Here is a 14,031-nt window from a genome sequence, read left to right on the forward strand (position 1 = left end):
AATGCCCTTCTCTCTTATATCCCAGACATTCAAGAATAAAAAAATAAATTTACGTCAATCAGTATTTGTCAAGCTGGGTGTTTATACGCAATGCAGATACTCGCTTTGTTCGGGGGAATATGCCTCCAACGGAGAAAACACGATAAATGGCGGTTATGCGAATAACAGATATCTCCTTCGTCATTTTTTTTCTAATAGCAGCAGCCATCTGGGTAATGTGCGTGATTCGTTAATTTACAAAATGATTTTCCATGAAATGCTTTGGATTTTTAAATCTCTATTTCATTTTAAATTTTCTCGTCAAATCACCATTCTATACCTTTGTATATTTTTCTCACTACCAATTGCTTCTCAAGTGCTACCTAGCGAACCAAGTTTGGTTGTGGCTCCGATCCAAGGACCAATCAATACTGAATTTCAAGAATTTGCTCCAACGATGACTCCAGATGCCAAAACTTTGTATTTTTATTCAAAGAGATCTAATCGTGGTTATACGGAGATTTTTAAATCGGAACGGAAAAAGGATGGAACATGGGATTTTCCGGAAGAAGTGGATGTTTTAAATTCCCCTTTTGATGACCAAAGTCCATTTATCTCCAGGGATGGAAAAACTCTACTTTTATCATCCAATCGAGATGGTTCCGTAGAAGTAATGTTACCCGATGGAAAGGTTGGAATTTCCAGAGATTTGTATGTTTCAAATTGGAATGGAAAAAATTGGAGTAAACCTGTGGCATTACCTGCTCCGATTAACACGGACGATATAGAAGAAAATCCTCATTTACTTGGAGATACTTTACTTTTTACCAGATATCCATTTGGAAAACCAAATTTGGCAAAAATATACTTTAGTCAGTATAAAGGAGAGAAATGGTCTGCACCTAAACTTTTACCATCGCCTATTAATGATAATTATGCGACAATCGCCGCTGCCTTTAATGATGACGGAACAATTCTTTTCTTTTCCTCCAATCGACCTGGAGGTTACGGAGGTTTTGATTTATATATGGCAAAGATAGATGGGGATTCGTTTACGGATGTAGAGAATTTAGGTGATCCTATCAACTCAGGCGAAGACGAAGCTTACATTATTTTTCAGCAGGTGAAAAAAACTTTTTTGTTTTGTCGCCGAGTGGATGGAAGGTCATTTGATCTTTTTACTGCATCTGTTCCGAAGCAAGAAAACATCGTACAAAAGAAACTGGAAGAAACGAAAAAAATCTCTTTAGATTCTGTCTATTTTGAAAGAGCCTCTTCCGTTTTGAAACCTGAATCATCTGTTTCCTTGGATGCAATTGTTGACTATCTACATGAAAATTCCGATAAAAAAATGAAAATTATTGGGCATACTGATTTAACAGGCACCTTTGAGGACAATATGGTTCTTTCAAAAGAAAGGGCCGATTCCGTTAAACAATATTTAGTCTCTAAAGGTGTAGATCCAAAACGACTTTTGACAGAAGGCAAAGGGCCAACCCAACCAATGGTCCAAGGTACAGATGAGTCCTCTTCTAAAAAAAATCGTCGAACCGAATTTGTCCTAATTGATCCTTAATTTTTCCTTGCCGTTTCCATTTCCGAAGAAAAGGTAATGGGGATGTCACCTCTTTTAAGGATCCAATACATTGGGTTTGTATCCCTTTGGGCATTTTTCACCGCTTCTATTTCAGGTGAGCCGAGTCAAGTTTTGGAAAAAATTAGAAAAACCAAAACTTTAACTGTCTCTGTAAATGAATTTTATGATCCATTTTATATCGAAAGTCCAAATCCAAATTTTCCAGGATTAGATGTAGAACTTGCACAAGAGTATGCAAAATTTTTAGATGTAGATTTAAAAATCATTCCGCTTAGAACTTTTGATCAACATGCACGAATGTTAGAAAAAGGTGATACACAAATTGCCATGGCTGGAATATCTTCTTCGATAAATCGATTTAAAGATGTATATTTCACCGATCCATATTTAATCTCAACCCCGGCCGCTTTGGTGAATCGAACCGCGCTACCACCTGAACCGGAAGGGCAAATTGTTACTGTCCAATTGTTTCGTAATTTAAATGACCTAACAAACATTACTGGAATTTCCTATTCCGTATTAGCTAACAGTTCAAACCATTCGTTTTTACGAGAAGCTTTTCCGAAAGCTCAAATTTTCTCTTATTTTACAAACGAAGCAGCTTTAAATGAATTAAAGAAAAACAATGTAAACGCATTTGTTGCTGATTCGTTTTATATTCAAGCTCTATTACAAAAAGATTCTTCATTGAGAGCAAACTATCTACCTATTTTGGGAGTTGTGCAAGAAGACCATATCAGTATGGCAACAGCAAAAAGAGACATTGAGTTTCTTTATAACTTAAATTTCTTTATTAAAGAATTAAAACGTACAGGAAAAATTCAAGGTTTGATAAACAAATATTTCAAATCAAATCAGTGGGTTAAAAAAGAATAAACTCAATGTCGTTACGTAATTTATTTTTCTATTATTTCATTTTTCTTTTAATCCCCTTTGGTGTTTTGATTGCACAAGAAGAGGAATCCCAAAGATCTTCTATGAATTTTAACGGATCTTTTAGGGTTCGTGCAACGAATGTAGGTCGAGATGTTTTATTAGAAAGAAAAACTCCTGTAACTCCAATTACAAATTTAGAAAAGGAAAATGCGGAGCAGCAAGAAAAAGAACAAGAAACAATACAATCAGATTTGCAACGAAGGCAACAAGGTCTACCAAGCCAAATCTCACGTAGAAAAGAAGACGTGAGTTATTATGATTCGCGGTTTTTATACAATATGAGTTTCTCCGCAAACAAATATGTGGAAGGAATTTGGGGGATGCAAGTTGGTGATATTCCCTTTGGCGGAAAAGGGCTTCGAGCAACGGGGCCGGATGGTTTTGATCCTGGTTTGGTTGGACCTGGTTCCGGTGGTGAAAGAGGTAGAACTGCAGCGGTAAACGTGCAGACAAACTTTTTATATTTAAATTTTCGTATCCCTGAATCAGGACTTTTTATCAAAGTTGGCCAACAACTTTTTAGCTCTGCGCAAGGCCGGGTTTTGTTTTCCACCGGAACAGGTGTTAGTATTTTAAAAAATTTCCAATTTCTGCGTTTATCATTAGAAGGTGGAATTTTACGAGCACGCGATCAAAGTTTTATGGATGTTGATAAAAACGGTTTTGCTGATAAAAATTATCAAACATCAAATATCTATTACAATCGTTTGAAATTTGAATACTTTAGAAATATTCGAAATGAAGTTTACGCCTACTTTTTGGATGATAATGATAAGTCGGATAATGAAACAGCAAGACTTGCATGGTATGGATTGCACAACGAGTTTAATTTCCAAAAATTTTCCTTTATCGTACATGGAATTTTTAATACTGGTACTGTAAAAAAATTACGACCTGTAACTGATACAAACGACATAACTATCTATAATAACACTCAAAGATATTTTATCAAGGGAGGTATGTATGATTTTCAATTTACCTACCGTTGGAGTGAGTCTTTAAATTTTAATTTAATAGCTCTTGGTACGACTGGAAGACCAGGTTATGACGAAAAAGGAAATGAAGCAAATTTAAAAGGAAATGGATATAGAACTTTAGCACCAGGGTTTTCCATTTCCAACATTGCAACTGACTTCACAGGGGGTTACGCATTATTCAACGGATCTAGTTTTTCTGGATTAAACGAATATGGTTTTTATTCCAACATAATTGCTTTTGGACCTTACCAATTTACTTTAGGTTATTATCAATTATGGGCAACCAAGTCACCGGAAATTCGAATTAACCGAGAGTTTAGTGAAAGAAATGGTTATAGAACATCCACTTATATGGGTATGGAATATAATTTCAATATTCGTTATAACGTTACTGCCGATTTCCAAATTATATTTCGATCAGGTTATTTTGTGGCTGGCGATGCCTTATTTGTATTGTTAGATTCTAAATATGGAAGAGTACTCAGAGAAGGATTTATTGTATTCGAACATCGATTTTAGATATTTGTCCAATTCTGTATAAATTTTTGTAATGAATAACCGTCGGAATTGATTTGGAAAAAATAATTACTGATTCCCTTCTTTAGAATAATTAAATTCAGTTTAAAGTGTGAGCCTTGATTTAATGGCTTTTCCCAAAGTGTATTGATCAGAATATTCCAAAGTGCCACCAATGGTGATCCCATGAGCAATCCTTGTGATTTTAATGTCCATTGGTTTGATCACAGTTGAAAGATAAGACGCTGTTGCGTCTCCTTCGAGAGTTGGGTTAGTTGCGATCAAAACTTCTTTGATTCCTCCATCCTCTAATCTCTGGATTAGTTGGCGAATTCTAAGTTGATCGGGACCAATTCCATCTAAAGGAGAAATGGCACCGTTGAGGACATGGTACTTACCAACGTATTCTTTTGTGTTTTCAATAAAGAAAATATCTTCTGGTTGTTCGACAACGCAGAGTATTCCGTTGTCTCTTCTATCAGACAAACATATAGAACAAACTGGATCTTCTGTAAGTCCACCGCATTCATCACAAAATCGAAGTTTCGCTTTTGCTTCTTCAATATTTGACAACCAAGCACGAAAGGTAGAAGGATCCATTCGCAGAATATGAAATCCAATTCTTGTCGCACTTTTTTTTCCAATTCCAGGAAGGCTAGAAAAGGATTGGATTAGTTTTTGAAATTGTGGATCAGACAGGAGGAAATCCTCCATCCTTTTGGATTTGGTTGAAAACACCTTCGAAGTCGCTAGGATTGAAACCGAGAACATTTTTCATTTCATGAGCCATAGCTTCTTTTGCTTTTCTTTGCACTTCGTTTGTGGCAGAGAGGATTAAATCTTCTAACATCTTTTTATCATCTGCATTAAACATGATGGGATTGATATTGAGGTTAGTGAGTGTACCATCTGCAGATGCTGTCACTTCTACCATCCCTGCACCAGCAGAGGCAGTGACTCGAATCTGTGCGAGACGTTTCGAAAGTTCTTCTTGTTTTTCTTTGATATTGCCGAGTTGCGAGAAAGCTTCTCGCATTTGTTTCATTTGATCAAAAATTCCCATACGTACCTTTGGACTTATAAATTCTTAAATTGGTTGGGATCAACTTCCATTCCAGAGAACTTTTCTTTCAAAAGTTTTTCCATATCTTCTGGACTTGCAGGGCTTGTGGTTGTTGGTTTAGGAGGATTCGGTTTTGGTTCTGAAGTCTGTTTTATCTCCACATCCAAATTTGTTTTTGTCTGTGTAGGAGGTTTTGTTTCCAATTCCCGATTTTCTATTGGTTTTTCCGAACCTGTTTTTGCTAATCCTGGTTGTGGACTCGTAACAGGTTCTTGTTTTTGTGAAGCACCAGTGGTAGGGACCACTTTTTTTGCAGACTCTAAATTGTCAGGGATATGAGAAATATCACCTTGGACAAGTTTGGTGAGTTCAGATATTTTTGCTAATAGTCCTGATACACTTGGTTTTTCTCTGTCCAAAATCAATTTTCGAAATTGAATTTCTAAATAAACTTTCATCTCGTAGGAACTTCGTAGTTTCATTAAATTCAATTTTTCGTGTACGGAAAAAATACGTTCCGCAAGCAGGACTAAGACTTCACGATCAAGTTCACGATAATTCTGTTTTAATTTTTGTAGGTCTTCTTGTGGGATATTGATGGATTCTCGATCTGCTAAATTATCTTTGATGAGAAGTAAAGAATTCAAAAATTCGATAAAATCCCAAACAAACTTACCTAAATCAATTCCTGCTTGGAAAAGATTTTCCAGTGTTTCAAAAATTTGAGCACTTTGGGTAGAATCTAATAATTGATTTAAAAAATCAGTAAAGGTATCAATTCCATGATACCCAATCATTTTTCTAAGTTTTACGCCTGTTAGATTGCCATCGGTGAAAATAACAGCTTGTTCCATAAAGGAAAGTGTATCCCTAACAGAACCGTCCCCTTTTTTTGCGATCCAGAACAGACCCTCAGAATCATACTTTAGGTTTTCTTTTTCACAAAGAGTTTCTATATAGTTTTGTAAAACTGTGACAGGTACTTTTCTAAAATGAAAGTCTTGGCAACGAGAAAGGATGGTTTCTGGAATTTTATGGTATTCAGTAGTAGCTAAAATAAATACAACATGGGCTGGCGGTTCTTCTAACGTTTTAAGGAGAGCATTAAAAGCAGCTCCGCTCAGCATATGCACCTCATCTAATATATAAACGCGATACTTCCCACCCATCGCATTGAATTTTACATTCTCACGTAATTCACGAATGTTATCCACCCCGCTATTGGAAGCAGCATCGATTTCAAATACATCATTCGAAATACCTTTTGTAATTTCTAAACAAGAAGTACATTCGTTACAAGGCTCTACCCCATCTGGACGTTCACAATTCAGACGTTTGGCCAAAATTCTTGCGATGGTTGTTTTACCAACACCACGAGGGCCAATGAAAATATAAGCATGACCAATCTTTTTTGATTTGAATGCGTTTTGTAAGGAACCAACAGCAAGGTCTTGGTAAATTACATCGCGAAAGAATTGGGGTCTGTATTTTCGAAAGAGTACTTGGTGGTTTTCGCTCATGGAAGTCCGTGTTTCAAAAGATAGGAGATAAAAATTGGTGAATCACTTTGATCTTGGAAGTTCGTATGTTGGAGGCAATGAAATATTTATGAAGGTTATGGATATTTTCTTCAGAAATGGGAGATGGAAAGTTTAGGAAATCTAAAGTAAAAACAGGGAGAGGTTTTCCATTAGTTCGAATCAGAGTGGAAATCGAACTAAGGATAGAAAGAAATCGGTGTAGAACCTGGCGGAGAGACCGGGATTCGAACCCGGGGTGCTTTTGGCACACATGCTTTCCAAGCATGCACAATAGACCACTCTGACATCTCTCCAATGGTTTCTACTGGCTTCCATAAAAAGAAATGCTCAAAAGAATTCTACCTTTTCTCTTTGAAAAAACTCAGAAATTCAAATTTTATGTGGGATCTAGGGATAAGGATGCATTTGGGAAAATGATTCAATAAATAAATAGATTCGGTTGTGTAAGAAGAAATTCCTTCCCCTGGCTTTGCCGGAACAAAATAAACCACTTCTGGTATTTTTACTCTCAAAATGGCACCAGCACAAAGTAAACAAGGTTCGAGAGCCGTTATCAAAATATGATCGGTAAGATATCGACCTTCCGTTTTCGAAAGAGCCTCTTCGATTGCTAAAATTTCGCTGTGTTTTGTAGGATTTAATGTTTGTTCGACGGAATTGAAGGCAGTGGAAACTAGTTTTCCATCTCGTGTGATGATTTCTGAATAAGAGGGAATTTCTTCTGGGTGGTTAGAAATGGCTTCTGTATAGCGGCCAAGAAACGATTCGAATGCTTCCACGCGCGCCCAAGAGGATTTGAACCTCTAACCTTCTGATCCGTAGTCAGATACTCTATCCAGTTGAGCTATGGGCGCAATGAATGCCTGAAGCATTTTTACCCAGTCCGAAAGAATGGGTATATCTATGCTTTTTTTTAAGCGGATGGAGTAAATCAAAAATCCAGAAATTCCTAGATAAAGTAGTACGGAAACTAAGTGAATGGTCGCAGCCAGGTAAAGTCCGACGAAAGGTAAAACGGAGATAACTTGTGCAATGAAAAGGATCAGTAAGAATAAACAAGTATTAATTGCCGAATAGAAACATACTGTCACAAATTCAGGAACACTTCGTTTCCAAGTAAAGACAGGAACCCAAGAAAAATACAAAGGTAATACAGCAAAAATTTTTGCTGCTTCCTCAGTAAGTAAGTAAGCCTTAATTTTCTGGATTTTGTCTTTGAATTGGACGGTATTCATGGCGGTAACAACGGAGACGCAGGGATTCGAACCCTGGGTACGATTGCTCGTACGACGGTTTAGCAAACCGCTCCTTTCGGCCACTCAGGCACGTCTCCAGCGACTCGGAGAAGGTAGGATTCGAACCCACGGTGGGATTACCACGACGGTTTTCAAGACCGCTGCTTTAGACCACTCAGCCACTTCTCCAAGAGTACCTATCCGTTATGTTAAATGCGAGTGCAGTGTCAATTGAATATTCAATGAATGGTTCTAGAGAATGGAAAAGTTGCGTATAAAACTAGAAAAGTGGGTGAATGGTGGTTTCTGTATCACACACCATGAGGGTCATGCCGTCTTTGTTGAGGGTGGAATACCGGGCGAAACAGTAGACATAAATCTTTATAAAACAGGAACAAAAGAATGGTTTGGGACCGTTTCGGAAGTCATTGAGCCAGCCGTATCAAGAATTCCTTCAGATTGCCCTGTATTTTTAGAGTGTGGAGGTTGCAGTTACCGCCATATCACTTATCAAGACGAGATCCAAATCAAAAAAACACTTTTAGAAGCCATGTTTTCGGAATGGAAAGGGAAATTAGAGGTGGTTACAGGACTAGCAAACGAGTATCGAAACAATGTGCAGTGGCAATCGAATGGAAAAGAAATTGGTTATTTTTCAAAAAAAAGCCATCGGATCGTCAATGAATCTCAATTTGTCTGTAAAACCATCGATAAACGATTGTTATGGGCTGAAATACCCCTAGGGATCAAAAAATCGGTAACAAAACAAAAATCCATCCAACTTAGACTTTCGTCCAAATCCGTTGTCAATTACGAACGAGACCAGACAGAAATTAGTATTTTTAATACGAAACTCAAGGTTCCCGAACGTGGTTTTTTTCAAATTAACAGGTTTCTGTTAGAACCTTGGCTTGAGAAAATCAAATCTCTCTTACCAGATTCGGCTCAAATTTTGGAATTATTCTGTGGATGTGGAACGATTGGTATTTCCATTCGCGAAAAAATTGCCTCTCTTTATGGAATGGAATCTCACGAAAAAAGTATCCGTTATGCAAGAGAAAATGCTAAGTCAAACAATGCTTTGCAGTTCGAATATGAAGTGAGTGATTTGTATCAAAAACATTTACCGAAACATACTGCGAAGTATCCAATCTGGGTTGTGAATCCCCCGAGAGCCGGCCTTTCGGAAGGGATCATAACCTCGGCTTCCCTTTTTTCTCCGAAACAAATTGTTTATTCAAGTTGTAATCCAAGCACTTTAAGAAGGGACGTAACGAGATTGGAAAAGTTAGGTTATCGATTGGAATATTTAGGTTTATTTGATTTTTTTCCGAGAACTCAACACTATGAAGTTCTTGTAAGTTTAAAAAAATAAAAAACAAACAACTCACAAACTTAAACTTGTGAGTTGTTTTTGCACTACAGGATGCGTTGTTATTTTTCTTTAGTTGTGATTTTGAAAGGAAGGTAAGCGGGACAAAATCCTATTGCAGAAGTAGCAATCATCACAAGTCCAATAATGAGAAGAACTAAAGCAGTCGTACCTTCTACAACTCCTGTTAGATAGAGACCACCTAATACCAAACCCACGACCACTCGAATGATTCTGTCATAAAGACCCATATTTTGAAACATATCCAATCTCCTTAAAGAAGGTTTGACGAAGGAAAACGAATGTATTCTTATTTATTTTTTTGTAACCATTCTAAAATCAATTTCGTCACTTCTTCTCTTTTTTCCCAATGTAAGAAATGTCCAGCATGATCGAAACCAATTTTGCGAAACCCGCAAGGAAAGTCTGTTTCATCCAGTAAGTGTTCAAATAAATTTTTATGAAAACAACCATCGTTCAGACCATAAAGAATTTGGGTTGGGACATTAATTTGAGAATCTAAGATTCCTAATAAACTTTCTCTACCAGATTCCGTAAAAAGGTCATTTAAATTTCGGTAATACGCAAGTGCTGAAGATAAAATACCTGGATTTTGGAAATTAGATTTAATCTCTGCTAAGTGGTCTTGGTTTGGGGTATATCCAGGTGACCAATCTCTCCATAAAAAATCCACTAAAGCAAAGTTGTTAGATCGGATTGTCAGTTCTGCCAGAAAGGGAATTTGGAATAATAAAACATACCAAGAATGAATGGTTTGTTGGGGAGCCCAAAAAAAGGAATCTTGGTAGGTTCGTAGCAAAGGAACTCCAAGACTTGTAATCGATTTGATACGGTTCGGATAATACATTCCTGCAGCATAGGCGATGACTGCTCCCCAATTGTGACCAACTAAATGTATTTGTTCCCAACGTCGGTCATCCATCCAACCTAAGATGTCTTGAACCAGGTCAACAACATGTAATTTTTGAGAATGCGAAATTGTAGACGGTTCATATCCTCGCATAACAGGGGCAATGCATTGAAACCCTTTTTTTCCAATAGATTCCATTATTGGGGCAAAGGTTTTATGGTTATCGGGAAATCCATGTAGGAAAAGAACAGGGTCACCGGTTCCTGATTCTAAAGTGGTAAATACAGTGGATGAATTTCTAATTTCCGAATGGTGCATTGTTATTTACCAACTTTTCTTTTTTATATGTCGTTCGAAAGAATTGTAACACAATCTCTCTAGTATCCAAGTCCTTACTTAAATATCCGTATTGTTTTTCATTTTGGTAATAAAAACCATTAGGCCAAATATGTCCGCCACCGGGGATCAAATATCCTTCTACAATTTGGTCACTGGAACAATCAGTGAATTTAGTGTATTGAATGTCCCTCTTCCAAAATTTATTTAAGTGTCTTTTTTGGGATTTGGTTTCTTCTTTGCACGAAAAACTTGAAGTCCAGTATTCTAATGATTCAATATAGGAAAGAACATCTCCTGCAGCAATTCTCTGTGATTGATTGTTTGGATCAGCAGGGATGGAAACGGTTCCCCCTTGGTAGGGAACTACATCATCAGACATTCCCATAATGAATCCTATCGATTTTTGCAATGGAGGATTACAAATCTCTTTTAACCCTCGGGAAGTTACGGCAGCAACAGAATAACCTGAACTAAATAAATCGGGAGCTTCACATAACAAACGTTGTGTCATAAATCCACCATTAGAAATTCCAACAGCATGGATACGATTGTAATCAATAGGATATTCAGAGTCCAAGTGACGAACCATCTCACGGAAAAAATCTACATCTTTTGTGTTCCTTTTATCTGTGATAGAGTGTGGAATTTTTCTTCCGTCATTCCACCGGTTTGCATAACCATCTGGATACACTGCAATAAATCCATATTCCTCAGCCTTTTCTGACATTCGGGAAAGGTAAATCATTCCCTCGCCTGTTCCACCACCTCCGTGTAGAATAAACACGACAGGTAATTTATCCTCTTTAGATTGCTTAGGGATGTAATAGCGAAAGGAACGTAATAAACCATCCGTTGAGATTGATTGTAGTTTGTGTTCTTTGACCGGAACAATCGAAGGCAGCGATTTACAGAAAAAAGAAAAGGAAACCATAATCAAAAGTAGGTATAACTGAACCTTAACAGAAATCCAATTCATACAAATAAAGATTCAAAGGATTTGATGGTTTCTGTAAACTTTGGATCACTTTCTAGCGGATACTTTGGATGAAATTCTTTATCAACTGTGGGATCATAAGGACCAGACTTTCCTTCAAAACAAACTGCCGTATCTGACAAACACACTAAACTATGCCAAACACCTGGTTGTAAATCGATCCCACGTTTAGGACCATTGGCTGAAAGTTTATGTGCCTCTTTTACTTCGCCGTTTTCATCAAAAATCAAAAAACCAATCTCCCCTTCGAGGATGATGAAGGTTTCGGGTTTTGGATCCGACAAATGTCTGTGAGGTGGAATGTAGGTATTTTTTGAAAGAACGTTTAAGAATCTTTGGTACACTTCCTTTTGTTCATGGAAGTTGTGATTGGTACGTTTTCTTTCTGCGTTTTGAGCTTTTTTAACGAGAGTTCCGATTAATTCGGAATCAATGACTTGTATTTCCTGCAAGTTGACCTTCCAATTCCTGCTCGATGAAGGCTAACATATCCGGAACACAAGCCGTACAAGTATCAGCCGCTCCCATCTCGCGGGCAACTTCTAGTATAGGGCGGTTTGTATCTTTGACAACATTTAAGATAGATTCAAAGAAAACTTCTGCGCAGTGACACTTGATCATGGTTCTGAGAATCAGTCTCTTGCGTTCCCAATGGTACGACAAGAATTTTTTTTTGTCTCAAGTTTGGAAAATTTCACAAAAACCCCGTAAGCCTTCCGGATTTTATCGGGTTTTTGGTTCGAGAATGGGGTTGTAAACTTGGCTTAGGGATTGAATGGCCGATTTCCATTGGAATCGTTTGGCGTTTTTTTCCCCTAAAACTTTCAACTGGCTGAGTCGCTTTGTATCTTTTAGTAAGGTGAGTAGTTGATTCTGAAAGGAATCGGAATTTTTGGGATCAAAGGATTCATAACCATTTCCCAAAACTTCCGGTAAAACGCTGGCATTGGAAGAAAAGACGGGAGTGCCAACACTTTGTGCTTCCAAAACGGGGAATCCAAACCCTTCAAACAAAGAAGGATAGAGAAATACTTTTGCACCTTGGTACGCCAGAGGAAGTTCTGCATAAGGCAGATGAGATAAAAAATAAATCTGATCGGGATATCTCTTTTGGATTTCCAAAAATTCTTCTGGGATTTCTTCCTTGAGGCCACCCACAACTAAAGGTAAGGAAAGTTTCTTTTTTTCCCAAAGCGTTTCTAAATTGGATAATAAAAATGGAAAATTTTTATGAGGTTTTCCTATTCCTACGGTGAATAGATAGGATTTGGGAAGTTTGTGTTTTTTTATGAATTGAGAAACTTTTGCCTGTGGCTGTTTTGAAAAATTATGTAAATCGATTCCATTATAAACAACAGAAATTTTTTCTTTCGAATATCCAAAACTTTTTACCAAATCCTCTTTCGTGTATTCCGAAACAGTGATGATTTTGTGTGCAAACCATTTGATCCAACGAAATACAATTTGCATATACACTCGTTTGACGAGAGAACTATGTGCCGCTTTAAAATGATAAGGAATCAGATCGTGAATGGTGACAATGCATTTACGAATGTACGGAAAGGGAATATTAAAATGAGGGATGTCTAAAAAATCCATTTCGGCCATTCTGGGATGACCTAAAAATTCTTTAGGCGAATAGATATTTGTTTTATATTCAATGATACTTGCGTGCTTTGGAAGTTCGTATTTTTCTAATACAGAGGGATCACCAAAAATAAATAAATCGGCTATCTTTGCAGAAATGGGCCAAAACTTCAAAATATGTTGAATCCGAATCCCGATCCCTGAATTTTCGACCATCCTTGCATCGTATCCAATTTTAATCCGCATTCTGATTTGATTATGTCCTTTAGAATTAATTTAAAAAAAAGGAAATGTATCTTTTCCCGATGAGTCAAGTCTAGTCAAATTAGTAGTAAATATTCTGCATTCATAATTTGGAAGGCAGGATCAAGACACCAGGAACATATCTGTCAAAAGGAATCGAATGGAAAACTTAATCGAAGAAATCCTAAAACAAATTGGTGAAGATCCCTCGCGCGAAGGTCTTGTGAAAACGCCTAATCGTGTGAAGAAGGCCTATGATTTTTTGACCAGTGGGTATAAGGCTGATTTGAACCAAATTGTGAATGGTGCGATTTTTGAAGAAAGCACTACTGGTATGGTTTTGGTGCGCGATATTGAAATGTATTCTTTATGTGAACACCACTTACTTCCTTTTTATGGAAGGGCACATGTGGCTTACATTCCCAATAAAAAAATCATAGGAATTAGTAAAATTCCACGAATCGTAGATGTATTTGCCCGACGTTTGCAGGTACAAGAACGACTCACCGACCAAATTGCGCAAGCCATCCAAGAAACCTTAGATCCACTTGGTGTCGGTGTTGTCATCAAAGCCAAACACCTATGTATGATGATGCGTGGGGTAGAAAAACAAAACTCAGAACTCTTTACTTCTAGCCTACTTGGTTTATTCAAAACAGATCCCACCACTCGCAGCGAATTTTTGGATTTGATCCGAACCGGCTCGCATTAAGTTCATTTTTTAAATTCAATTTTTCAGATTCATGCTGGACTTTTTTAAAAAAAAGTTCAGCATTCTTTC

At 37.3% G+C, this 14,031-nt stretch carries 15 protein-coding genes and 4 tRNA genes; 5 read left to right on the top strand and 14 right to left on the bottom strand.

Annotated elements, in window-relative coordinates; translation table 11 throughout:
- Position 1: 1 nt before the first annotated feature.
- Genes EHR07_RS11485 through EHR07_RS11495 form a run of 3 tightly spaced genes read left to right on the top strand, consistent with a single transcriptional unit; the run spans position 2 to position 4,008 of the window.
- Complete coding sequence (locus EHR07_RS11485) at positions 2-1,555, top strand: OmpA family protein (RefSeq protein WP_425270295.1); 1,554 nt, start codon at positions 2-4, stop codon at positions 1,553-1,555.
- 42 nt (positions 1,556-1,597) lie between these two features.
- Positions 1,598-2,452: a substrate-binding periplasmic protein gene (locus EHR07_RS11490; RefSeq protein ID WP_135745206.1), complete on the top strand. Its 855-nt coding sequence runs from the start codon at positions 1,598-1,600 to the stop codon at positions 2,450-2,452.
- Between the two features lie 5 nt (positions 2,453-2,457).
- Positions 2,458-4,008 (top strand): alginate export family protein, encoded by a 1,551-nt coding sequence (locus EHR07_RS11495; RefSeq protein WP_135745207.1) that lies wholly within the window; start codon positions 2,458-2,460, stop codon positions 4,006-4,008.
- Between the two features lie 102 nt (positions 4,009-4,110).
- Here EHR07_RS11495 and recR read toward each other — a convergent pair whose 3' ends face one another.
- The 8 genes from recR to EHR07_RS11535 all read right to left on the bottom strand — a co-directional run bounded on the left by recR (position 4,111) and on the right by EHR07_RS11535 (position 8,033).
- Complete coding sequence (gene recR / locus EHR07_RS11500; protein ID WP_135745208.1) at positions 4,111-4,719, bottom strand: recombination mediator RecR; 609 nt, start codon at positions 4,717-4,719, stop codon at positions 4,111-4,113.
- Positions 4,697-5,062, bottom strand: a complete 366-nt coding sequence (locus EHR07_RS11505) for a YbaB/EbfC family nucleoid-associated protein (protein WP_208739843.1) — start codon at positions 5,060-5,062, stop codon at positions 4,697-4,699. The genes recR and EHR07_RS11505 overlap by 23 nt, the downstream gene beginning before the upstream one ends.
- A 20-nt stretch (positions 5,063-5,082) precedes the next feature.
- Entirely contained in the window at positions 5,083-6,588 is a 1,506-nt protein-coding gene (dnaX, locus tag EHR07_RS11510; protein WP_135745210.1) for a DNA polymerase III subunit gamma/tau, read from the bottom strand.
- A 227-nt stretch (positions 6,589-6,815) separates the two neighbouring features.
- A tRNA-Ser gene (locus EHR07_RS11515) sits at positions 6,816-6,902 on the bottom strand.
- 45 nt (positions 6,903-6,947) lie between these two features.
- Positions 6,948-7,388, bottom strand: coding sequence for a nucleoside deaminase (locus EHR07_RS11520; protein WP_135745211.1), 441 nt, complete (start codon positions 7,386-7,388; stop codon positions 6,948-6,950).
- 1 nt (position 7,389) lies between these two features.
- A tRNA-Arg gene (locus tag EHR07_RS11525) sits at positions 7,390-7,463 on the bottom strand.
- Between the two features lie 392 nt (positions 7,464-7,855).
- Positions 7,856-7,942, bottom strand: a tRNA-Ser gene (locus EHR07_RS11530).
- A gap of 7 nt (positions 7,943-7,949) precedes the next feature.
- Positions 7,950-8,033, bottom strand: a tRNA-Ser gene (locus tag EHR07_RS11535).
- A gap of 70 nt (positions 8,034-8,103) precedes the next feature.
- On the opposite strand from EHR07_RS11535, the gene EHR07_RS11540 reads away from it, so the two are divergent.
- Positions 8,104-9,219: a class I SAM-dependent RNA methyltransferase gene (locus EHR07_RS11540; protein WP_135745212.1), complete on the top strand. Its 1,116-nt coding sequence runs from the start codon at positions 8,104-8,106 to the stop codon at positions 9,217-9,219.
- 59 nt (positions 9,220-9,278) lie between these two features.
- Here EHR07_RS11540 and EHR07_RS11545 read toward each other — a convergent pair whose 3' ends face one another.
- The 6 genes from EHR07_RS11545 to EHR07_RS11570 all read right to left on the bottom strand — a co-directional run bounded on the left by EHR07_RS11545 (position 9,279) and on the right by EHR07_RS11570 (position 13,253).
- The gene (locus EHR07_RS11545; RefSeq protein WP_135572759.1) at positions 9,279-9,479 is read right to left on the bottom strand and encodes a YgaP family membrane protein; all 201 of its coding nucleotides are present in this window, start codon (positions 9,477-9,479) and stop codon (positions 9,279-9,281) included.
- A 47-nt stretch (positions 9,480-9,526) separates the two neighbouring features.
- On the bottom strand, positions 9,527-10,405 hold the full coding sequence (locus EHR07_RS11550) for an alpha/beta fold hydrolase (RefSeq protein WP_135745213.1): 879 nt from the start codon (positions 10,403-10,405) through the stop codon (positions 9,527-9,529).
- Positions 10,386-11,402 carry a CE1 family esterase gene (locus EHR07_RS11555; protein WP_135745214.1) on the bottom strand — a complete coding sequence of 339 codons (1,017 nt, stop codon included), beginning with the start codon at positions 11,400-11,402 and terminating at the stop codon, positions 10,386-10,388. Before EHR07_RS11555 ends, EHR07_RS11550 begins: the two co-directional genes overlap by 20 nt.
- Positions 11,399-11,872, bottom strand: a complete 474-nt coding sequence (locus EHR07_RS11560; protein WP_135745215.1) for a WbuC family cupin fold metalloprotein — start codon at positions 11,870-11,872, stop codon at positions 11,399-11,401. The genes EHR07_RS11555 and EHR07_RS11560 overlap by 4 nt, the downstream gene beginning before the upstream one ends.
- Entirely contained in the window at positions 11,850-12,041 is a 192-nt protein-coding gene (locus EHR07_RS11565; protein WP_100743687.1) for a (2Fe-2S)-binding protein, read from the bottom strand. The genes EHR07_RS11560 and EHR07_RS11565 overlap by 23 nt, the downstream gene beginning before the upstream one ends.
- Positions 12,042-12,143: 102 nt before the next feature.
- On the bottom strand, positions 12,144-13,253 hold the full coding sequence (locus EHR07_RS11570; RefSeq protein WP_244288935.1) for a glycosyltransferase family 4 protein: 1,110 nt from the start codon (positions 13,251-13,253) through the stop codon (positions 12,144-12,146).
- 136 nt (positions 13,254-13,389) lie between these two features.
- Here EHR07_RS11570 and folE point away from each other — a divergent pair, with 136 nt between their 5' ends.
- The gene (gene folE / locus EHR07_RS11575; RefSeq protein ID WP_265395020.1) at positions 13,390-13,962 is read left to right on the top strand and encodes a GTP cyclohydrolase I FolE; all 573 of its coding nucleotides are present in this window, start codon (positions 13,390-13,392) and stop codon (positions 13,960-13,962) included.
- The last annotated feature ends 69 nt before the right edge of the window (positions 13,963-14,031 follow it).

Origin of the sequence: Leptospira bandrabouensis, assembly GCF_004770905.1 — a bacterium.
Taxonomy (GTDB): Bacteria; Spirochaetota; Leptospiria; order Leptospirales; family Leptospiraceae; genus Leptospira_A; species Leptospira_A bandrabouensis.

Coding starts and splice junctions, on each gene's coding strand:
- EHR07_RS11545 (WP_135572759.1), bottom strand. CDS start 9,479: ATGTTTCAAAATATGGGTCTTTATGACAGAATCATTCGAGTGGTCGTG.
- EHR07_RS11540 (WP_135745212.1), top strand. CDS start 8,104: ATGGAAAAGTTGCGTATAAAACTAGAAAAGTGGGTGAATGGTGGTTTC.
- EHR07_RS11550 (WP_135745213.1), bottom strand. CDS start 10,405: ATGCACCATTCGGAAATTAGAAATTCATCCACTGTATTTACCACTTTA.
- EHR07_RS11555 (WP_135745214.1), bottom strand. CDS start 11,402: ATGAATTGGATTTCTGTTAAGGTTCAGTTATACCTACTTTTGATTATG.
- EHR07_RS11495 (WP_135745207.1), top strand. CDS start 2,458: ATGTCGTTACGTAATTTATTTTTCTATTATTTCATTTTTCTTTTAATC.
- EHR07_RS11570 (WP_244288935.1), bottom strand. CDS start 13,253: ATGCGGATTAAAATTGGATACGATGCAAGGATGGTCGAAAATTCAGGG.
- EHR07_RS11565 (WP_100743687.1), bottom strand. CDS start 12,041: ATGATCAAGTGTCACTGCGCAGAAGTTTTCTTTGAATCTATCTTAAAT.
- dnaX (WP_135745210.1), bottom strand. CDS start 6,588: ATGAGCGAAAACCACCAAGTACTCTTTCGAAAATACAGACCCCAATTC.
- EHR07_RS11490 (WP_135745206.1), top strand. CDS start 1,598: ATGTCACCTCTTTTAAGGATCCAATACATTGGGTTTGTATCCCTTTGG.
- EHR07_RS11485 (WP_425270295.1), top strand. CDS start 2: ATGCCCTTCTCTCTTATATCCCAGACATTCAAGAATAAAAAAATAAAT.
- recR (WP_135745208.1), bottom strand. CDS start 4,719: ATGGAGGATTTCCTCCTGTCTGATCCACAATTTCAAAAACTAATCCAA.